The sequence below is a fragment of the Mesorhizobium sp. STM 4661 genome, from assembly GCF_000359125.1.
Taxonomy (GTDB): Bacteria; Pseudomonadota; Alphaproteobacteria; order Rhizobiales; family Rhizobiaceae; genus Mesorhizobium.
In genome coordinates this window covers 102,043-122,023 of the sequence record NZ_CAAF010000082.1, presented here as the reverse complement: position 1 = coordinate 122,023, position 19,981 = coordinate 102,043, and the positions used below count along the sequence as shown (strand labels likewise).

Below are 19,981 nucleotides of genomic sequence, written 5' to 3'. Positions count from 1 at the left end.
TCGCGGTTGCAATCACCCACTTCCCTAGAGGAGCAAGACAATGCGATCCCGGAAGGTTTTCAGTGCAATGATGGCCGGTGTCGGCCTGGCCGGCCTCACGCTGATGGCGCCTCTGACCGGCGCCGCCGCGCAGGAAGGCAAGGCTGGCGGAACGCTCAAGCTCCTAGCCAACGCCGCTGCCGGTACGATCGACCCGCATATCAACTACACGCTGCAATATTTCCAGATCAATTACATCCTCTATGACGGGCTGGTGACCTTCCGCAAGACCGGCGACAAGACCGGCTTCGAGGTGGTCGCCGATCTGGCCGAAAGCCTCCCCAAGCCGGATGACGGCGGCAAGAAATACGTCTTCACGCTGCGCAAGGGCATCAAGTTCTCGGACGGGTCGGACCTGACCACGGCCGATGTGGTGGCGTCGTTCCAGCGCATGTTCAAGATCAGCGGTCCGACGACGGGCACGCTCTACAACGGCATCGTCGGCGCCGACAAATGTCTCAAGACGCCGGCGACCTGCACGCTCGAAGGGGGCGTCGTCGCCGATGAGGCGGCGAGCACCGTAACCTTCAATCTGGTGGCGCCCGATCCCGATTTCCTGCAGAAGATCTCCATTCCGCATGCGGCGATCCTGCCCGCCGAGGCGCCGCTGAAGGACGCCGGCACCGTGCCCATCCCGGGCACCGGACCCTATATGATCGCCAGCTATGACCCCAACAGCCTGCTCAAGATGGTGCGCAATCCGCATTTCAAGGAATGGAGCAAGGAGGCACAGCCGGCCGGCTATCCCGACGAGATAGACTATGGCTTCGGGCTCACCGACGAGGCGGCGGTCACCGCGGTGGAGAACGGCCAGGCCGACTGGATGTTCGACCCTCCGCCGGCCGACCGGCTGGCGGAACTGGGTACCAAATATGCCAAGCAGGTGTCCGTGCATCCGCTGACGGCGATGTGGTATGCGCCGATGAATACCAATCTGGCGCCGTTCAACGACATCCGTGTCCGGCAGGCGGTCAACTACGCCATTGACCGGGCGGCCGTCGTCAAGCTGTTCGGCGGCAGCAATCTGGCGCAGCCGTCCTGCCAGATCCTGCCTCCGAATTTCCCATCCTACGCGCCCTATTGCCCGTTCACCGCCAATCCCGGCGAGAAATGGTCGGCGCCTGACCTGGAGAAGGCCAAGGCGCTGGTTGCCGCCTCCGGCACCGCGGGCCAGGAGGTGACGATCATCACCGAGGACACAGCAGTGTCGAAGTCGATCGGTGTCTATCTCCAGGATGTGCTGAACGGGCTGGGCTACAAGACCTCGGTCAAGCCGATCTCGCAGAACATCCAGTTCACCTACATCCAGAACACCAACAACAAGGTGCAGATTTCGGTCTCGCAATGGTTCCAGGACTATCCGGCGCCCTCGAACTTCCTGCAGGTCCTGTTCAGCTGCGCTTCGTTCAACCCCGGTTCGGATGCCTCGGTCAACATTTCAGGCTTCTGCGACAAGGCGATCGATCAGAAGATGGTAGAAGCCCAGACCGCCACGATCGCGGACCCGGCCAAGGGCGCGGAATTGTGGACGGCCGTCGACAAGGCGGTCACCGACGCGGCACCCGTAGCGGTGCTTTTCACACCGAAGCGCATCGACCTGATCTCGCCGCGGCTGAAGAATTTCGTCTTCAGCCCGCAATTCTACTGGATCATGAGCCAGTCATGGGTTGAGTGATCCGGCCAATCCGATCCGCGGCGGAACGGTGCGCAATCTTCCGCCGCGGTTGCTTTTCCCGCTGATCGGTGCACTTTTCGAGTCCGAGCTTTTGCAGTCCAAGCCGCTGAAATTCACACGATCATGGACAATCTGAGTGCCGGGCAAGCGCTGGTTCGGAGCCACCGGGGCGCCGAGGGGCCATGGCGCACGGCGTGGCGCAAGCTCAGGGCGGATCGGGCCGCCATCATGGCGTTCGGCGTGCTGGTGCTGATCACCGCCGCCTCGCTGGCGGCGCCTCTCTATGCCCGCTATGTGGCCGAGACCGATCCCTTCGCCACCAATCTCAACGGCGAGGTCGTCATCCATGGCGAGACCAGGCAAGTGCTGGAACCTTCGACCGAAGGTCTCGGCCTGGGCTTCACGCCGCTCGGACCGACCTGGGATTTCGGACCCTATATGCTGGGTGCCGACAATCAGGGCCGCGACGTCGCTGCCCGGCTGCTTTACGGCGGCCGCAATTCGCTGCTGATCGCCGGCGCCGCGGCGCTGATATGCCTCGGCCTGGCGACATTGCTCGGCGTCGTTTCCGGCTTTTTCGGTGGTCTGGTCGACACCTTGCTGTCGCGCATTCTCGATGTTCTGTGGGCGTTTCCGATCTTCCTGCTGGCGATTTCGCTGTCGATCGTGCTGATCACGCAGAGCATCACCATCGGGCCGATCGAAATCCGCTCCGGCAGTCTCTGGCTGCCGATCTTCATCATCGGCATCGTGTATGTGCCCTACGTCGCCAGGCCCATCCGTGGCCACGTCCTGTCGCTGATGCAGGCCGAGTTCGTCACCGCGGCAATCGGCATCGGCGCCTCGCCCTGGCGCATCCTGCTCTACGATATCCTGCCCAATGTCATTACCCGGGTCATCGTCTTCGTGCCGCTCATCCTAGCGCTGAACATGATGACCGAATCCTCGCTGTCCTTCCTGTCCATCGGCGTCCAGCCGCCCGATGCCAGCTGGGGGACGATCATCCAGGACGGGCAGGGGTTGCTCTATTCACGCCCGATCGTCGCCCTGGCGCCGGGGCTGGCAATCGTGATCTCGGTGCTGGCGCTGAACATATTGGGTGATGGAGTACGCGACGCGCTCGATCCGAAATCCTCGATCAGGGTCGCCTGATGCTGGCGGCGCTCGTTTCCCGGCTGGGGCAGATGGTGCTGGTGATGTTCGGCATCAGCGTCGTTGCCTTCCTGATCTTTTTCGCCACCCCGGGCGCCGACCCGTCGGCGCGCATTGCCGGGCGCAACGCCTCGCAGGAGACACTGGCGCAGGTGCGGCACGATTTCGGCCTCGACCGGCCGCTGCCTGTCCAGTACGCGCTGATGATGGAGCGGCTTTTCATCAGCCGCGACCTCACCTCCTTCGTCAATCGCGGCCAGAAGGTCGTTCCAACGGTGCTCGAGGCGATCCCGGTCACCTTGTCGCTGGTGCTTGGCGCCGCTGTCTTGTGGGTTCTCGGCGGGCTGACCGTCGGTGTGGTCGCCGGGGCGACGCGAGGCACGTGGCTAGACCGGACACTGATGATCCTCAGCCTGATCGGCGTATCGATACCGGTCTTCTGGCTTGGCGAGGTCGCCAATCTGGTCACGCAGAGCCGCTGGCATGACACCTGGCTGTTCTCGTGGGTGCCGCCGCTGGGCTATATCGCCTTCACCGAAGACCCCTGGGGCTGGTTCAAGGCGCTGATCATTCCCTGGTTCACGCTGGCCACGCTCTACATCGGACTTTACGGCCGGGTGCTGCGAGCCAGCATGATCGAGACCATGCAGGAGGATTTCATCCGCACGGCGCGCGCCAAGGGCATCGGCGAGCGGCGGGTGCTGCTCAGCCACGGGCTCAGAACCTCGCTCGTCGCCTTCGTCACCATGTTCGGGCTCGATTTCGGCGCCCTGGTCGGGGGAGGCGCCTTGCTGACGGAGGTGGTCTTCGGCCTGCAAGGGGTCGGCAAACTCACCTACGGAGCCTTACAGACGCTCGATCTGCCGATGATCCTGGCGACCGTCATCTATGCCTCGTTCTTCGTGGTCATGGCCAATTTCATCGTCGACGTCGCCTTTGTCTTCATCGATCCGAGGGTTAGAGATGCCCACTGATGCGCCGCTGCTGGTCGTCGAGAACCTTTGCGTCTCGTTCCGCACGGAGGGTGGCGTGGTGCCTGCCGTCAGCGGCGTCTCGTTTTCGATCGAGCGGCGCGAGATCGTCGGTGTCGTCGGTGAAAGCGGCTCGGGCAAGAGCCAGACCCTGCTTGCCATTCTGGGGCTGATCAGCAGCCCCAATGCCGTCGTCACCGGGTCGGTCCGCTTTCTTGGCCAGGAGTTGCTGGGGCTGAAGCGCCGTGCGCTCGACGCCATCCGCGGCCGGCAGATCGCAATGATCTTCCAGGATCCGATGACGGCGCTGACGCCTGTCCATACGATCGGCGACCAGATCGTCGAGCAGATCCGGGCGCATGAGAGCGTGTCGCGCTCGGCCGCGCGCAAGCGGTCGGTGGAACTGCTCGATGCGGTTGGCCTGCCCAGCCCTGAAAGTGCCGTCGACCGCTACCCGCACCAGCTCTCCGGCGGCATGCGCCAGCGTGCCGTGATCGCCATGGCGCTGTCATGCAATCCGGCGCTGCTGATTGCCGACGAGCCGACGACGGCGCTCGACGTGACGGTGCAGGCGCAAATCCTGGAGCTGATCGGACGATTGCGCGATACGTTCGGATCCGCCGTGATCCTGGTCACCCATGACCTCGGCGTGGTCGCTGAAGTCGCCGATCGCGTGCTGGTGATGTATGCCGGGCGCGTGGTCGAGGAAGGCGGCAAGGGGCAGCTCTTCCGCGAGCCGCTTCACCCCTATGCATGGGGCCTGTTCGGCTCGATCCCGCCAATGCACGGTCCGCGTCCCGCGCGGCTGACGGCCATTCCCGGCAGCCCGCCGAAACTGAGCCAGATGCCGCAAGGTTGCGCCTTCGGGCCGCGATGCACGTTCCGGCACGAAGCCTGCGCCGCGCAGCCTTCGCTCGGCGGAGCGGGAGGGCACCGGTCGGCCTGTTTCCTTCCACGGGACAGCCGCCAGGATCTGCGCCGAACCCTGACCGGCAGGATACCGGCATGACCGAGCCCAGGCCGCAACCGCTCGTGCGCACCAGCGATCTGTCGAAACGCTATCGTGTGGGGCGTTCGCCCTTTCCGGCGCAAAGGCGGATCGTCCATGCCGTGGAGCAGGTCTCGCTCGACATCTTCCCCGGCGAGACGCTTGGCATCGTCGGCGAGTCGGGCTGCGGAAAGTCGACGCTGGGACGCTGCCTTGTCCGGCTCACCGAAATCACTTCCGGGGTGCTGGAATTCGAAGGCAGGGACATCACCAGTGCCTCGCAAAGGCAGCTTCGCCCGCTACGCCGCCAGATGCAGATGGTGTTTCAGGATCCCGCTGCCTCGCTCAATCCGCGCAGGCGCGTCGGCGATCTGCTGGCGGACCCGTTCCGCGTGCACGAAAAGCTTTCGCGATCGGAAATGATGGACCGCGTCGAGGAGCTGCTTGTCCGTGTCGAATTGCTTCCGGAACACGCGCAGCGTTTCCCGCATGAATTTTCGGGCGGGCAGCGTCAGCGGATCGGCATCGCCCGCGCCCTGGCGCTGAAGCCGCGCCTGATCGTTGCCGACGAACCGGTGTCGGCGCTGGATGTGTCGATCCAGGCGCAGATCATCAACCTGCTTTGCGACCTGCGCGACGAGTTCAGCCTGACCTATGTGTTCATCGCCCACGACCTCTCGGTGGTCAGGCAGTTCTCGTCGCGGGTGGCGGTGATGTATATGGGTTCGATCGTTGAAACCGGGCCCGTCGACGCGGTCTTTTCAGCGCCGCGGCATCACTACACCGCGGCGCTTCGCTCGGCGGTGCCGGTTCCCGATGTCGACAATCGTCCGGGCCAGCGGATCGTGCTGAAGGGCGATCCGCCAAGCCCGTTCGATCCGCCGTCGGGCTGCCGCTTCCATACACGCTGCGGGGCGGCGACTTCGGTCTGCCGCAACCAACGCCCTGTTCTTTCCCTCGTGGACAAAGCCCATTTTGTCGCCTGCCATCATCCGAGGGCAGCCTAGGAGAGTTCAGGCGAGGCGGCTTTGCCTATTCCTTGACCGCTCGCGCCACCAGGCGCGCCACGCTCGGCCCGACCAGCAGCACGACCAGGAAGCGGGCGGATTGCAGCGCCATGACGAAGGAGATGTCGACGTTCTGCGCGGCGGCGGCGATGATGGCGACGCTGTCCATGCCGCCGGGGCTGGTCGCGAGATAGGCGGTCAGCGGATCGACACCAAGCACATGGCTGATCATGAAGCCGAGGCCGCCGCAAAAGGCGATCAGCGCGATGATCGAGCCGATGATCTGCGGCAGCGCCCGCGCCGCGTGACGCAGGATGGGCCGCGTGAAGTTCAGCCCGATCGACCAGCCGACCATCGCGTAGCTGAGGGCCAGCAGCCAGTTCGGCAATTGCATAGGCACGCCAAGGCCGAGGTGAATCACCGCGCCGAAGATGAAGGTGCCGAGAAAGAAAGGCGACGGCAGCCTGAACAGCTTTCCCATCAGGCCGCCGACAAGCGCGATGCCGATGGTGGCGGCGAAGGCTTGCGGATCGATCGGTGGAAACCAGACGATGGGCGGAATCTCGATACCCGATGTGTCGACCCACATGCGCGCGATGAGAGCTGCCGTCATCGAGACGAAGATGACGCGCAGATATTGCATGAAGGCGACGAGGCGCTGGTCCGCGCCGAAGGCGCCGGCCATCAGCACCATGGCGGTGGCCGCGCCCGGTGACGAGCCCCAGACGGCAGTGGTGCCGGGCAGGATGCGCCAGCGGCTGATCAGCCAGCCGAGCAGGCTGGAGGCCGCGACGGTTGCCAGCACGACGCCGAGGAAGAGGGGCCATTCCTTGTAGAAGACGGCAAAGATGTCGGTGGAGATCGAACTGGCGACAAGGCAGCCGACGATCGCCTGCGCGGAACCGAACAGAGGAACCGGCACGCGCACCGTGGCACCATTGGTGCCGGCCAGGATCGCAGCCAGCATAGGTCCGATCAGCAGCGCCGCCGGCAAGGCGGCGAGTTCCAGCGCGCCGGCGAGGAGGATCGAGAGCACCAGGAGGGCCAGCCACTGCCAGCCCTTGTGTATTCGCGCCATGCGCTCAACGGTCGGCGGCTGGTCTGGCGAGGAATCCATACTCGCGTCTTAGACTCATGCAGGAAGAATGCGAAGCCCGTTGCCGGAGAAATCATAAGACTCGTTCGTAGCGGGTTTTGGGATTTTGCGGCAAGCAGCTACCGCACCAAGATTGCTCGATAGTCACGGCTGAATTCACTACCTTGCATAAACAGGTAGCGTGCTATATACACATCTTGCATTCGAGACCTGCCATGACCGACTCTATCCAAGTTCAGTTGCGAAAAGGCGCCCTCGATCTGTGCGTCCTGGCCGTGCTGTCGCGAGGTGAAAGCTACGGCTATGAAATCGCCAGCACGCTGGTTGCCGCCGTGAGCATGGGGGAAGGCACGATCTATCCGCTGATGCGGCGGATGCAGAACGACGGCCTGGTCGCCACCCGTATCGTCGAGTCGAGCAGCGGGCCGCCGCGCAAATATTACCGGCTCACGCCTCTGGGCCGGACGGCTTTCGAAGCTCATCGCCGCGACTGGCGCTCCTTCGCGGGCGCAGTCGATAAACTTCTTGAGGATTTGCCATGACCAGGGATGCTTTCTTGCGCACGCTGAGACTGGGGCTCGCCGGTCTGCCGCCTCAGGAGATCGAGGATATTGTTGGCGACTATGCCGCCCATTTCGCCGAGTCCGAAGCGTCGGGCCGCAGCGAAGCGGAGGTCGCGTCTGCATTGGGCAACCCGGCCAGGCTCGCCCGCGAGTTGCGAGCCGAGGCTGGGCTGCGTCGCTTCGAAGCCCATTGGAGCGTGTCGAACCTGTTGGCGGCGATGCTCGCTCTGGCTGGCCTTGCCGTCGTCGACATCCTTTTCCTGCTGCCGCTGCTTATCGTCACGATCGTCATTGCGCTCGGCCTTGCCATCGCGCTTGTCGCCGTCGGCGCGCTCGGCCTCAAGATCATCCTCACCACTCTGCTGTTCGACGGTGGCGGCACGTTCACGGCGACCTTGGGGCGCCTCTTCATCGGTGCCGGACTGGTAAGTTGCCTTCTGGGCGGCGGCGCTTTGCTGCTGCTGGGGCTGGGCGCGGGCATACGCGTCCTCGGGCATTATGCCCGGCTGCATTCCCGCCTGGCTCAACCGGGCCATGACCGCGTTTGAGCGTTGTGTCATCACGTTGAAGGAACCGGACAATGACTGGAAAATTGGCATTCGTCGCGACAGCAGGACTGATTGGCGCCGTCGTCTTTCTGACGCTGGGCGTCGGGCTTTCCTGGCCGGGTTGGGCCGATGCCGGAGGGTGGTGGATTGCCGGCCAGTCTACCTGCGGAGCGGCCACGTCCACCAGACGAGAGGTTACCTTGCCTTTCAGCGCCAGCGACAGCATGACGATCGATCTGCCGGCTGCGGTCCACTACCAGCCGGGAGACAAGGCCGAGGCTGTCGTCAGCGGCGATTCGGCTCTGCTCGACCATGTGCGGATGGAAAGCGGCAGGCTCGGTCTCGATTGTGAACCGGGCTGGTTTGCGTCCCGGCTCGATGTCAGCCTGTCGGGGCCGGCGATAACCGATTGGAAAGTGCTCGGCAGCGGAGAACTTGCTCTGTCGCAGATCAATCAACCTGAACTGCGGCTGAGTATCCGGGGAAGCGGCAGTGTCACCGCCACTGGCGTCGCACAGACTGTCGGTCTGGAGATCTCCGGTTCGGGTAGCGGGAGGCTCAAGAACCTGATCGCCCAATCCGCACGGATCGAGATTCGCGGCAGCGGCGATGCGCAAATTACCGCACAGGCGGACGCGGACGTCTCGATTTCCGGCAGCGGTGATGTCGAGCTGTACGGGCATCCGACCATGCGGCGTTCGCAGGTAAGAGGCAGCGGCAGCATAGTGCAGGCGCCGTAGCCTTGGCCGCCTGCAACCGTCGGAATCTTGGGAATTTTTATTCTGTCAACCTGTCTTCGGAGACGGCCATGCGCGCACTTTCCTTCATAGTCTCTTTCCTGATCGTCTTTTCTGTCTCGATGGCGTGGGCGCAGCCGGTCCCGTTCCACGCCGGGATTGCACGCATTTCTGTTCCAGCCGAAGAGCCGTTCGATACCTTCGTCTGGTATCCGACGCGCGCGGAAGAAGTGCCGTGGCAGGCAGGCCCTTTCACCGTTTCCGCCAGTCGCAATGCGGCGATTGCCGATGGCGAATTTCCGGTCCTTCTGCTCTCACATGGCGGCGGCCGGACCGGTGGTGGTCCCCTCGTCTTGCGAGGTCTCGCAGCCTATCTCGCCCGGCAGGGATTTATTGTGGTCTCGCCGTCACACGGAAAGACCCGCCTTTCAGGCAGGCCTCTTCAGATCATGGCAGCGCTTGAAGCGATGATGGCCGATCCTCGCTTCAAGGCTCATGCCAACCCAGCCAAGCTGGGCATGCTCGGCTTCTCGCTCGGTGGAGCGGTCGCGTTGGAACTTGCGGGCGGAGTGCCCAACTTCAGGCACCTCGCCGCCTATTGCGCAATGCATCCGGACGACGTCCAATCATGCAATCCAGGCCCCAGCGGCGACAGCAACACGGCCCCGCCGAAACGAGTTCAATCAGCCGATCTTCCGCCGCCTCGCCTTCCCTTGAAGGCGCTTGCCTTGCTCGATCCGTTTGGCGTGCTGTTCGAACGGGATGGCCTGGTGGCCGTGAAGATGCCGGTTCTGCTGTTTCGGCCGAAGCAGAGCAGGTTGGGGGAAGAAAATACGCGTGCCCTTGTGGCAGGACTTCCCCAACCTCCGCGGGTTCAATACGTGCCGGGTGGGCATTTCGTCCTCACGGACATCTGTCCGGTGGCGCTGATGAAGCAAGCGCCAGAGGTGTGTGAGGACGCACAAGATGTCGACCGTGCCGCTGTTCAGGCCGACATCGAGGTGAAAATAGCACAATTCTTCCGTGATCGGCTTTAGCGCCGATTTTGCGCTGGCGCATTAAATGCCGAATTTCTGTCGGCGCGCAGGTGTCAGCCGGTTTTGCCGTCGGTCAGGCCGAAACCGCCGACGGGGTGAGTTTCGACCTGGAATTCGAAGCCGGCGATGAAGGGGCGCGCCTTGGCAATCGCCGCCTGGACTTCCGGCAGTTGCAGGGATGCCTTGTGGCTTGCCTGATCGGTCCACACTTCGGTCACCCAGATCGCGTCGGCGTCGGCCGGGTCGGTGGCGATGATGTAGCTCAGGCAGCCGGGCAGGGCGCCGGTGCTGGCGCGCAGCACGTCCATGACCGCGTCGCGTTGGCCGCGCGTCGCCCGCATCTTGCCGATCAGTCCGTACATCGCCCTTGTCTCCATTCCGGTTTTTGCGACGGGAGTATGCAGATCGCGGATCAAGGCATCAACTGGCCGCCATTCACCTCGATCACCTGGCCGGTGATGTAGCCGCTCAACAGCGCGGAAGCGAGGAACAGATAGGCGCCGACGCAATCCTGCGGCGCGCCGGCTCGCCCTTGAGGAATGGTGGCCACCATGCCCTTCATCTGCTCGTCGGTGGAATAGCGCTCATGGAACGCCGTGGCGATGGTGCCGGGCGCCACCGCGTTGACGCGAATGCCAAAGCCGATCAGTTCCTTGGCCATGCCGCGCGTGACATTGGAGACGAAGGCCTTGGATGAGCCGTAGAGCCCGGCGCCGCCACCGGCGCCATTGCGCGCGGCAATCGAGGAGGTGTTGACGATGAAGCCGCCCTGGCGCTTCAGCCATGGGATCGCCTTGCGCGAGGCGGTGAGCACGGAACGTGCGTTGAGGTCCATCACCGCGTCGTAATGCGCTTCTGTCAGTTCGGCATAGGGCACGCGGCCGAGCATGCCGCCGGCATTGTTGACCAGGCCATCGAGCCGGCCGAAATGTTGCGCGCTGTCCTCGACCACGCGTTCGACATCGGCGGGGATCGAGAAATCGCCCTGGACGAGGAACACCTTCCCGCCGCCGTCCTGGATCGTCCGGCCAAGCTTTTCAGCCGCCTCCTGGCTCGAATTGTAGTGCAGCGCGACACGGCATTTCTGCGCGGCATAGGCCAGCGCAAGTGCTGCCCCGATGCCGGTGGACGCGCCGGTGACCAGCACCGCCTTGCCGGCGAGGTCGGGGATGGTCAGGCCGGGAATGATTGGGGCGGTCGCGGTGGCTGGCACGTCTGTCCTCCGGATCTTTGGCCGTCCTTCGTAGGCCCTTGCCGCCTCTGTGTTCAAGCCCTTCGGATCAGGGCCTGAGATAGGCGTGGCCCTGGCGCTGCAACTCGGCGAGCTTGACGCCGCCGCCGGGCTCGGCGGCGTGGAAGCCGTCGAGCAGGTCGGAGAGCGCAATATCCATGCCGTGCATGGCGTTGGCGCAGGCATGCCGGAAATCGCGGACGACGGCAAGACCGCGTCCGACGACAAGGTCTATCGGCTGAACCTGATGCTGCAATCAGCCTGCTCGCCTTGAGATCTGTGGCAGGCCTATCTTGTATATGCAGCAAGATGGTATATATCTTTGCCATATATCACCGAGGAGATGGATGATGGAAAAGGCAAAGGTGTTCTGGTCAGGCCGCTCGCAGGCGGTGCGCCTACCCAAGGAATTCCGTTTCGAAACCGATGAGGTTTCGATCCGCCGCCACGGCCACAGCATAATTCTCGAACCTCTTGCCCAGGATTGGGCTTGGCTCGACCGGGTGATCGGAACCCTTGACGACGATTTCGTTAAGGCGACGCTGGAACGTCCGGCTGAGCAGGACCGACCGGCATTGGACGACCTCTTCAAGTGATCTATCTGCTCGACACCAACGCCGTCATCGCAATCATGAAAGGCGATGCAAATCTGCTGGCGCGGCTCAAGCCCCTCCGGCCGCAGGATTTCGCGCTTTCTGCCATCGTCGTGCATGAACTCTACTTTGGTGCGCAGAAGAGCCAACAAAAGGCCGACAATCTTGCGCGCATCGAAGCGTTGCAGTTTCCGGTGCTCGAATTCGATCGGGATGACGCAAGGCATGCCGGCGACATTCGGGCGACGCTTGCGACGTTGGGAACTCCGATCGGTCCCTACGATGCGCTGATCGGCGGGCAGGCTCGTGCCCGGAACCTCACGCTGGTGACCCGCAATGTGCGGGAGTTCGAGCGGATCAAAGATCTCGCCGTCGAGACGTGGTGAGCAGCTTTACGCGAACGGCACGGCCGTCGTGCCCTTGGGCAGTTTTGCCTCGTCGTCCGGCTCGACATGGATGGTGACGCGCACCGAAGGGATTTCCGCCTTCAGCGCGTCTTCGATGCGGTCGCAGATAACGTGGCTGGCGCCCACCGACATGTCGGCATCGACGACCAGGTGGAACTCGATGAAGGTGGCGCGGCCGGCAATGCGCGTCTTCAAATCATGGACTTCCAGCGCGCCCTTGCAATTGGCCGAGATGAGGTCGCGGATATGCATGTGCTCTTGCGTGTCGACGGCGCGGTCCATCAGCCCGTTCATCGATGAGCCGATGACGTGCCAGCCTTGCCACAGGATGTTGAGCGCGACGATGACGGCAAGCGCGGGATCAAGAATCTGCCAGCCGGTCAGCACAACGCCGACTAGGCCGGCGAAGACGCCGACCGACGTCACCACGTCGGTCATGATATGCCTGCCGTCGGCGACTAGCGCGGGCGATTTCTCGGCGCGACCGGCACGGATCAGGGTCCATGCCCAGAAGGCGTTGATGATCGTCGCGACGCCGTTGATGGCAAGGCCGGTCCAGGGTTGTTCGAGCGGGGCGGGATGGCGCCAGGACGACCAGACCTCGTTCAGGATCAGCAGTGCTGCCAGCACGATCAGCACGCCTTCCAGAACGGCCGAGAAATACTCGGCCTTGTGATGGCCGAAGGGATGATCCTGGTCGGCCGGCTTGTAGCTGACCCGGATCGCCCAGTAGGCAGCGGCCGAGGCAATGACGTTGACGATCGATTCCAGCGCGTCCGAATACAGCGCGACGGAACCGGTGACATACCAGGCCGCCAGCTTCAGGCCGAGCACGACGTAAGCGGCGACGATCGACCAGAAGGCAAGGCTGGCGACCTTGCGCCTGGCGGCGGCTTTTGCGTCTGCCGTGGTCGCTGGGGAAGCCGCGTTCATCCGTTGTCCTAAGCGGCCTTTTCCCGGGCCTTGCGCGGCAGATGCGCAACGATGTTCTCGATGATGCGCATGCCGGCATTGTGGCCGAGCGTCATGATCGACTCGGGGTGGAATTGCACCGCGGCGATCGGCTCCTTGCGATGTTCGAAGGCCATGATGACGCCGTCCTCGGTTTCGGCCGTGACGATGAAGTCGTCGGGCAGGCGCACCGGATCGGCGAATATCGAATGGTAGCGGCCAACCGTCACTTCCTTGGGCAGGCCGGAGAAGATGATACCCGGCTTCGACACGCGGATGCGCGACGGCTTGCCATGCATCGGCACATGCAATTGCCGCAACTCGCCGCCATAGGCCTCGGCCAGCGCCTGCAGGCCAAGGCAGACGCCGAAGATCGGCAGCTCGCGCGCCCGGGCCCGTTTGATGGTGGCGGCGCAGTCGAAGTCCTTTGGCGTGCCGGGGCCAGGCGACAGCACGACCAGATTGGGCTTGAGCCGGTCGAAGACCTCGTCCGGCACCGGCGTGCGCACGGTCGAGACATTGGCGCCGGTCTGGCGGAAATAGTTGGCGAGCGTGTGGACGAAGCTGTCCTCGTGGTCGACGAGCAGGATGTTGACGCCGTCGCCGACGCGCGCGGTGCTGCGCTCGGTGCTGGCGGCATTGCCTGATTTGGCGTCGCGGATGGCGGAGAGCATGGCGGATGCCTTCAATTCGGTTTCAGCTTCTTCTTCCTCGGGGATGCTGTCGAAGAGCAGCGTGGCGCCGGCGCGCACCTCGGCGATGCCGTCCTTGATGCGGATGGTGCGCAGCGTCAGGCCGGTGTTCATGTCGCCGTTGAAATTGACCATTCCGATCGCCCCGCCATACCAGGCGCGCGGGCTCTTCTCGTTCTGCTCGATGAAGCGCATGGCCCACAATTTCGGCGCGCCGGTGACGGTGACCGCCCAGGCATGCGACAGGAAGGCGTCGAAGGCGTCCATGCCTTCGCGCAGCCGGCCCTCGATGTGATCGACGGTGTGGATCAGGCGCGAATACATCTCGATCTGGCGGCGGCCGATGACGCGCACCGAGCCGGGCTCGCAGACCCTGGACTTGTCGTTGCGGTCGACGTCCGAGCACATGGTCAGCTCGGATTCGTCCTTCTTCGAATTGAGCAGTTTCAGGATCTGCTCTGAGTCGGAAATGGCGTCGTCGCCGCGCTTGATCGTGCCCGAGATCGGGCAGGTCTCGACCCGGCGGCCGTTGACCCGCACGAACATTTCGGGCGAGGCGCCGATCAGGTACTCGCCCTCGCCGAGATTGATGAAGAAGGAATAGGGCGAAGGGTTTATGGCCTTCAGCTTGCGGGAGATATCGGAGGGCGGCGTTTCGCAGCGCTCGTAGAACATCTGGCCGGGCACCACTTCGAACAGGTCGCCGCGCTTGAAGCTCTCCATCGCCTTGCGCACCAGATCGGCATATTCGCCGGGCTCATGGTCGCCGCGCGGCGGGATGCGGTCGGCGGTCTGGAACGGCTCGACGGCGGCGTCGCGCGGCAGGCCTTGCGTCGAAAATCCGTCGCCGGAATAGTCGTAGCGGTCAGTCCAGGCCTTGGTCGAATAATGGTCGACGACCAGGATCTCGTCGGGCAGGAACAGCACCAGGTCGCGCTGGCCTGACTTGCGCTCGAGCTTGTAGTCGACCGGATCGAACTGGAAGGCGAGATCGTAGCCGAAGGCGCCGTAGAGACCGAGATTGGCGTCTTCATCGGTCCTGAACAGAGCGGTGATGGCGCGCAGCACGGTGAAGACGGAGGGGACGCGGCTGCGTTCTTCTTCGGTGAACACGCGGCCGGGCTTGGCCACATCGAGGCGGATCAGCCTTTTTGATGCCTCGGCGATCGTCACCTCGGCAAGGGCGGCAAGCGCCTGGCCGATGACAGGCAAAAGCACCTCGCCACGGCTGTTCAGCGCCTCGATGCGCATGGCGCGGCCACGTGCCGTGATCACCAGCGGCGGGTCGATGATGGCGGTGTCCCAGCGCGTGTAGCGGCCGGGATATTCGTAATTCGAGGAGAACACGACGCCCCGGCGCGCATTCAGCCCATCGACATAGGCGTCGATCGCGCCTTCATAAGGCCGGTCGTGGCGCTCGCGGGTGATGGTCACGCCACCCGCGGTGTCAAAGCGCTCGGCCCCGTTTTCCAGAATTTTCGTCGTCATTGCCGTCTCCATCAGCGTCTTGCTATTTCAGCTTCTTGGGGCAACGGACCCGGGAATGGCGTAAAAAACAAATGGCCGCCCGGACATTCCGTTGCGGCCACCCTCTATTTTCACGCGCACGCGTTCGAACAGGCCGCTGTCAGCGAGCCCACCACCAAACGGTCTTGATCGAGCGCATGTTCATGAGAGTCCCATAGCGGCGAATGAACGGCCGTGCAACTGGATTCAATGAGGGGCGTGAGCCCTCAATCCTCCAGCGTCCCCGACCTGGCGTCGGCGCTCTTCCTGTCGCCGACCAGCTTCAGCAGGTCTTCGCCGGCGCGGATGATGCGCCGTGAACGCCGCGTCAGGATGAGACCCGCTTGCGGCGCGAACACTTCGGTGCGGCCGCCGACTTCACCCGGTGCGTGGACGATGGTGGCGAGCCGCGCGCCCTTGGCGACGCGGTCGCCGGGCTTCACGTCGTAGAGCACTGCGCCGGCCCGGGGCGCCGGCATCATGTCGATGTTTTCGAGCGGCGCGACAGTGCCGGTGAAAGGACCGGGCGCGGGCAGGGCCGTATCGGCGACCACGCCGCGCGCCGCCAGCAGCCGATAGAGCCCTTCGGCATCGGAGCCGGCCAGGGCGCCATCGACATCGAGTATGCCGCGATATTCGACCGTGGTGACGACGCGCCGGCCGAAGCGCGCCACATCGGCGGGAACGTTCTGGTACGGCATGATCGAGGCGCCCTCGAAAGTGCCGTCGGTATCTTCGCTCCACAGCACCACCGCATCGACGCCCATCGCCGCCGCGCAATCGGCCATGGCCGGCCACAGGCTGGTGTGGACGTAGAGATAGGCGAGACCCTCGTCGTCGCAGTGCAAGTCGAGCACGATGTCGTGGCCGAGCGAAAGTTGCAGCAGTCGCACTTTCAGCCGCTGGTCTGCCGTGTCGAGCGCTGTCTCCGGCAGCAATTTGGTGTCAGGCGCGGCCAGCAGTGGAAAGCCGCGGTTGAAGTTGTTGCGGGTGCCCATGTGAAAGCGACCCTGATGCTCGCCGAAATGATACTGGGCGCGGCCGATCGGATTGGCTTGGGGCACGAGGGTGATGTCGCCCTTGATGCGGCCTTCAGCCTCGGCCTTGACCAGCATCGGCATCAGCACATCGATGGCGATCACGCCCGGCAGCTCGCCGGCATGGAGGGCGGCCTGCAGATAGGCCGAAGGTGCGGCCTCGTCCTGCCCTTTGAAGCGGAAGACCGGGAATTCGTAGGAAATCCCCTCGCTGTCGCCGGCGATGCGCTCGATCGATTTCTGCATGGCTTCCTCCATCAAGAGCGAGAAGACATGCCCATTGGAGGTGTCGATGTCGATTGGTCCAGCCTGTCGCGCCATGGGCGCAAGGGCTATTCCGCGGGTGCCCCAAGAGAGACGACAGGCGCAGGCCGGTCCAGCGCCTGCGACATCACCGCGACGGCGACCGCCAGCAGGGCGAGTGCCGCTCCGACCAGCGGAAGATTGGCGTAGGATACGCCGAAGGACAGCGCCAGCCCGCCGATCCAGGCGCCACTGGCATTGCCGACGTTGAAGGCGCCCTGGTTCAGCGTGGCGGCAAGGTTCGGCGCCTCGGACGCTGCCTCGACGACGCGGATCTGCAGCGGCGGCACGACGACGAAGACGAGCAGACCCCACAGGAAAACCATCGCCACCGCAACAGTGGCGATGGCGCCAAATCCGGTGAAACAGGCCAGCAGCAACGCCAGCATCAACAGCGTGCCGATCACCGTCGGCATCAGTTTCCAGTCGGCCAGCCTGCCGCCGATGATGTTGCCGATGGTCATGCCGCCGCCGAACAGCAGCAGCACCCAGGTGACCGCTCCGGTTGAAAGGCCGGATACGTCGGTGAGATAAGGCTTGATGTAGGTGAAGACGGCAAACAGGCTGGCGGAAGCCAGCGCCGAGATCAGCATCGAGAGCCACACCTGCAGCTTGCCGAGCACGCGCACTTCGCCGAGCAGGCCGCCGCCGCTCGGTTCAGTTACGTCTGACGGTACCAGCCAGGCGATGGCCGCGACAGAGATGAGGCCGATGCCCACGACGGCCACGAAAGTGGCGCGCCAGCCGAAGGCTTCGCCAAGGGCCGTGCCGCCGGGAACGCCGAGGATGTTGGAGAGCGTCAGCCCGGCGAACATCAGCGCAATGGCGCTGGCCCGCTTGTTGCGCGGCACCAGGCTCGCGGCAACGACCGAGCCGATGCCGAAGAAGGCGCCATGGCCGAAGGCGGTGAAGACACGCGCGGCCATCAGCGTCCAATAATTGGGCGCGATGGCGCAGAACAGATTGCCGATGACGAACAGCATCGCCAGCCCGACCAGCACCGGCTTGCGCGGCAGATGCGCGGTGGCGACCGCGATCACCGGCGCGCCGAAGACGACGCCGAGCGCATAGCCGGTGACCAGAAGGCCGGCCGAGGGAATGGAAACGCCGAGATCGGCGGCGACCTCGGGCAGCAGGCCCATAATGACGAATTCGGTGGTGCCGATGCAGAAGGACGCAATGGCAAGCGCTAGGATCGGCAAGGGCATGGGGCGTCCAGAATGAATCGGTTCAAAAGTCAGACTGTCCGGAGATGGGCCGGCCGCACAAGCGCGATCGCTGCAATGCAGCAATGCAGAAAGCGGGGAACCGGACGACAGAACGGGGCGTTGTAGCGCCCCGTTTTTACACCCGTCTCAGCCTTTTTTCGGCAAGGCGTAGGCGATGATGTAGTCGCCGCGATCCAGCGACTGGCGTGCGCCGCCAGCCGAGACGACGACGAACTGGCGACCGCTTTCGGGAGGTCATCGGCGTCGCCTGCGCGCCGACCGGCAAGCGGCCCTTCCAGAGTTCCTCGCCGGTGGCCACGTCGATGGCGCGCAGATAGTAGTCCTGCGTGCCGGCATAGAAGACGAGGCCGCCAGCCGTGGTGACCGGTCCGCCGAGCGACGGCATGCCGAAGCCTAGGATAGGGCGGTTCATCGCTTCACGGAAACGCTGGACCGCTCTGTCTTGCCCCTGGCGAAAGTGCGGGATTTAGGCGCGACCGGCTCGCCTCTTATGAATGGAAGAAGCTCAGCCAGCAGGCGATCCGGCGCCTCCTCGGCCAGATAGTGCCCCGCCTCGATTGCACAGCCGACGACGTCATGCGCAAAGCGCTGCCATACGCCGATCATGTCGAAGCGCTTCCATACCGGATTGTGCGCTCCCCACAGGAGCAGCAAGGGCGTTTCGATGCGTTGGCCTGCATCGGCGGCATCATGGGCAAGATCGATCGTGGCGCCGGCGCGGTAGTCCTCGCACATTCCATGCATGGACGCCTTGTCCTGTGGGACGCGCAGATACTCGTTCCAAACCTCGGGACCGATCGTGCCGTCATCGGCGAGATGGCCGAGCTCATAACGCAGGAAACTTTCGGGATCGGCGCTCAGCAGTCTCTCCGGAAAGCCCTTGCCCTGGGTGAAGAAAAACCATTCCCAGTATGAGCTGGCGAAGTGCCTGTCCGTCTGTTCGTACAGGACCGTCGTCGGCAGGATGTCGAGAAAGGCCAGCCTTTGCAGCCGACCGGGAAAATCCAGCGCCATGCGGTGCAGGACCCGCGCGCCGCGATCATGGCCGACGGCCGAGAAGCTTGCGTAGCCAAGCCGCGCCATCAGTTCGTTCTGGTCCGCCGCCATTGCCCGAAACGAGTAATTCGCGTGGTTGGGCAGCCCTTGCGGTTTGCTACTGTCGCCATAGCCGCGAAGGTCGCTCGCCACAATCGTAAATTCGCGCGACAGGACCGGTACCAGTTTGTGCCACATCAGGTGGGTTTGCGGGCAGCCGTGCAAGAGCAGCAAGGGCGGTCCTTTGCCGCCGATGCGGTAGTGGATCGTGACTTCGTCGAGGGTCACGGTTTGCGTGTGAAAGTTCTCAAAGACCATCGGTCACCTCAAATTCGAGCGCACCCAACGGGTGCAAGCAACATCAAGCCGCGTAGGTGGAATCTTGCCTGTCGAGGCCGCGCTTCAGCTCTTCGAAATGGGCGAAGCTCATGCCGGAATAATCCTCCCAGTCGAGCGCCGTGCGCTCTGCCAGCCGCGGTGACATGATGTTCAACGCCTGACCGCTGGAATAGGCGAGGATCAAGGTCCGGCAGGCCCGCTCGAGGAAATAGAGGTCTTCAAAGGCTTCCGCGATGGTGGGAGCCGTGGCCAGAACGCCGTGGTTGCCCATCATCAGGATGCGGCGGTTGCCGAGCACAGCGGCGAGCCGCGCGCCCTCGGCATCGTCATCGGCGATGCCCCCATACGCAAGATCGACGGCAATGCGCTCATAGAAACGGGCCGTGTTCTGATCGATGGGCTTTAGCCACGGATCCGCAAGTGCCGCCACCGCTGTCGCGTAAGGCGGGTGGAGGTGCAGGATGCAGCGCGCCTGCGGCAGCCGCGCATGCAACTGGCCATGGATGGCCCAGGCCGACCGGTCGGGCGCGTCGGGCCGCTGCATCGTTTCCCGGTCATCGCTGTCGAGCGCCAGGAGATCGCTGGCCTTGATCCCAGAGAAATGCCGCCAGCGCGGGTTCATCAGGAAACCCTTGCCGTCCGGCGTAGTGGCGACGCTGAAGTGGTTGCCGACCGACTCGTGCCAGTCGAACTGCGCTGCCAACCTGAATGCCGCGGCCAAGTCTACCCGCAGTTGCCATTCCGTGTCGGCGTGAGAATGACTGTCACCGTGCCAGCTCTTTTGCATATGAACACCTCCGCTAGAGATGGCCAAGTTATTCGACACGCATGGCAGGTGTTTTGAC

21 protein-coding genes and 1 pseudogene are annotated in these 19,981 nt (G+C 63.8%); 12 read left to right on the top strand and 10 right to left on the bottom strand.

The features are described 5' to 3' along the window. Positions 1-40 precede the first annotated feature (40 nt). The 5 genes from MESS4_RS27975 (at position 41) to MESS4_RS27955 (ending at position 5,832) form a co-directional block, all read left to right on the top strand. Entirely contained in the window at positions 41-1,714 is a 1,674-nt protein-coding gene (locus MESS4_RS27975; protein ID WP_006338636.1) for an ABC transporter substrate-binding protein, read from the top strand. 123 nt (positions 1,715-1,837) lie between these two features. Then, positions 1,838-2,866 carry an ABC transporter permease gene (locus MESS4_RS27970; RefSeq protein WP_006338634.1) on the top strand — a complete coding sequence of 343 codons (1,029 nt, stop codon included), beginning with the start codon at positions 1,838-1,840 and terminating at the stop codon, positions 2,864-2,866. Continuing rightward, the gene (locus MESS4_RS27965) at positions 2,866-3,840 is read left to right on the top strand and encodes an ABC transporter permease (RefSeq protein WP_006338633.1); all 975 of its coding nucleotides are present in this window, start codon (positions 2,866-2,868) and stop codon (positions 3,838-3,840) included. The genes MESS4_RS27970 and MESS4_RS27965 overlap by 1 nt, the downstream gene beginning before the upstream one ends. Beyond that, positions 3,830-4,846 (top strand): ABC transporter ATP-binding protein, encoded by a 1,017-nt coding sequence (locus MESS4_RS27960; protein WP_006338632.1) that lies wholly within the window; start codon positions 3,830-3,832, stop codon positions 4,844-4,846. The genes MESS4_RS27965 and MESS4_RS27960 overlap by 11 nt, the downstream gene beginning before the upstream one ends. Beyond that, a complete protein-coding gene (locus tag MESS4_RS27955) occupies positions 4,843-5,832 on the top strand; it encodes an oligopeptide/dipeptide ABC transporter ATP-binding protein (protein ID WP_006338631.1) in 990 nt (329 codons plus the stop codon). The genes MESS4_RS27960 and MESS4_RS27955 overlap by 4 nt, the downstream gene beginning before the upstream one ends. A 25-nt stretch (positions 5,833-5,857) precedes the next feature. Here MESS4_RS27955 and MESS4_RS27950 read toward each other — a convergent pair whose 3' ends face one another. Continuing rightward, a complete protein-coding gene (locus MESS4_RS27950; RefSeq protein ID WP_006338630.1) occupies positions 5,858-6,949 on the bottom strand; it encodes an AbrB family transcriptional regulator in 1,092 nt (363 codons plus the stop codon). A 194-nt stretch (positions 6,950-7,143) separates the two neighbouring features. Between MESS4_RS27950 and MESS4_RS27945 the strand changes: the two genes are divergently transcribed. The 4 genes from MESS4_RS27945 (at position 7,144) to MESS4_RS27930 (ending at position 9,813) form a co-directional block, all read left to right on the top strand. After that, positions 7,144-7,470 (top strand): PadR family transcriptional regulator, encoded by a 327-nt coding sequence (locus MESS4_RS27945; protein ID WP_006338629.1) that lies wholly within the window; start codon positions 7,144-7,146, stop codon positions 7,468-7,470. Beyond that, a complete protein-coding gene (locus MESS4_RS27940; RefSeq protein ID WP_006338628.1) occupies positions 7,467-8,039 on the top strand; it encodes a DUF1700 domain-containing protein in 573 nt (190 codons plus the stop codon). Before MESS4_RS27945 ends, MESS4_RS27940 begins: the two co-directional genes overlap by 4 nt. A 32-nt stretch (positions 8,040-8,071) precedes the next feature. After that, entirely contained in the window at positions 8,072-8,779 is a 708-nt protein-coding gene (locus MESS4_RS27935; protein ID WP_006338627.1) for a DUF2807 domain-containing protein, read from the top strand. A gap of 68 nt (positions 8,780-8,847) precedes the next feature. Then, a complete protein-coding gene (locus MESS4_RS27930; RefSeq protein ID WP_006338626.1) occupies positions 8,848-9,813 on the top strand; it encodes an alpha/beta fold hydrolase in 966 nt (321 codons plus the stop codon). Between the two features lie 53 nt (positions 9,814-9,866). Here MESS4_RS27930 and MESS4_RS27925 read toward each other — a convergent pair whose 3' ends face one another. Together MESS4_RS27925 and MESS4_RS27920 are read right to left on the bottom strand one after the other, a co-directional pair. Next, a complete protein-coding gene (locus tag MESS4_RS27925; RefSeq protein ID WP_036242449.1) occupies positions 9,867-10,175 on the bottom strand; it encodes a putative quinol monooxygenase in 309 nt (102 codons plus the stop codon). 50 nt (positions 10,176-10,225) lie between these two features. Further along, complete coding sequence (locus MESS4_RS27920; RefSeq protein ID WP_006338623.1) at positions 10,226-11,026, bottom strand: SDR family oxidoreductase; 801 nt, start codon at positions 11,024-11,026, stop codon at positions 10,226-10,228. A gap of 85 nt (positions 11,027-11,111) precedes the next feature. Here MESS4_RS27920 and MESS4_RS33820 point away from each other — a divergent pair, with 85 nt between their 5' ends. The 3 genes from MESS4_RS33820 to MESS4_RS27905 all read left to right on the top strand — a co-directional run bounded on the left by MESS4_RS33820 (position 11,112) and on the right by MESS4_RS27905 (position 12,023). Further along, a complete protein-coding gene (locus MESS4_RS33820) occupies positions 11,112-11,318 on the top strand; it encodes a hypothetical protein (protein ID WP_006338622.1) in 207 nt (68 codons plus the stop codon). A gap of 76 nt (positions 11,319-11,394) precedes the next feature. Further along, the gene (vapB, locus tag MESS4_RS27910; protein ID WP_006338621.1) at positions 11,395-11,640 is read left to right on the top strand and encodes a type II toxin-antitoxin system VapB family antitoxin; all 246 of its coding nucleotides are present in this window, start codon (positions 11,395-11,397) and stop codon (positions 11,638-11,640) included. Beyond that, on the top strand, positions 11,637-12,023 hold the full coding sequence (locus MESS4_RS27905) for a type II toxin-antitoxin system VapC family toxin (protein ID WP_006338620.1): 387 nt from the start codon (positions 11,637-11,639) through the stop codon (positions 12,021-12,023). Before vapB ends, MESS4_RS27905 begins: the two co-directional genes overlap by 4 nt. Before the next feature lie 6 nt (positions 12,024-12,029). Here the strand turns inward: MESS4_RS27905 and MESS4_RS27900 are convergent, their stop codons facing one another. The 7 genes and pseudogenes from MESS4_RS27900 to MESS4_RS27870 all read right to left on the bottom strand — a co-directional run bounded on the left by MESS4_RS27900 (position 12,030) and on the right by MESS4_RS27870 (position 19,923). Continuing rightward, on the bottom strand, positions 12,030-12,977 hold the full coding sequence (locus tag MESS4_RS27900; RefSeq protein WP_006338619.1) for a cation diffusion facilitator family transporter: 948 nt from the start codon (positions 12,975-12,977) through the stop codon (positions 12,030-12,032). 8 nt (positions 12,978-12,985) lie between these two features. Next, complete coding sequence (locus MESS4_RS27895) at positions 12,986-15,175, bottom strand: anthranilate synthase (protein WP_006338618.1); 2,190 nt, start codon at positions 15,173-15,175, stop codon at positions 12,986-12,988. Positions 15,176-15,420: 245 nt separating this feature from the next. After that, positions 15,421-16,476: a succinylglutamate desuccinylase/aspartoacylase family protein gene (locus MESS4_RS27890; RefSeq protein WP_036242446.1), complete on the bottom strand. Its 1,056-nt coding sequence runs from the start codon at positions 16,474-16,476 to the stop codon at positions 15,421-15,423. An 86-nt stretch (positions 16,477-16,562) separates the two neighbouring features. Then, positions 16,563-17,741 (bottom strand): MFS transporter, encoded by a 1,179-nt coding sequence (locus MESS4_RS27885; protein WP_006338616.1) that lies wholly within the window; start codon positions 17,739-17,741, stop codon positions 16,563-16,565. 147 nt (positions 17,742-17,888) lie between these two features. Then, positions 17,889-18,150, bottom strand: a pseudogene (locus MESS4_RS27880) (membrane-bound PQQ-dependent dehydrogenase, glucose/quinate/shikimate family); the annotation flags it as partial. A gap of 20 nt (positions 18,151-18,170) precedes the next feature. Further along, positions 18,171-19,115 carry an alpha/beta hydrolase gene (locus MESS4_RS27875; RefSeq protein ID WP_006338614.1) on the bottom strand — a complete coding sequence of 315 codons (945 nt, stop codon included), beginning with the start codon at positions 19,113-19,115 and terminating at the stop codon, positions 18,171-18,173. A 43-nt stretch (positions 19,116-19,158) separates the two neighbouring features. Next, positions 19,159-19,923 carry a class II aldolase/adducin family protein gene (locus MESS4_RS27870; protein ID WP_006338612.1) on the bottom strand — a complete coding sequence of 255 codons (765 nt, stop codon included), beginning with the start codon at positions 19,921-19,923 and terminating at the stop codon, positions 19,159-19,161. Between the last annotated feature and the right edge of the window lie 58 nt (positions 19,924-19,981).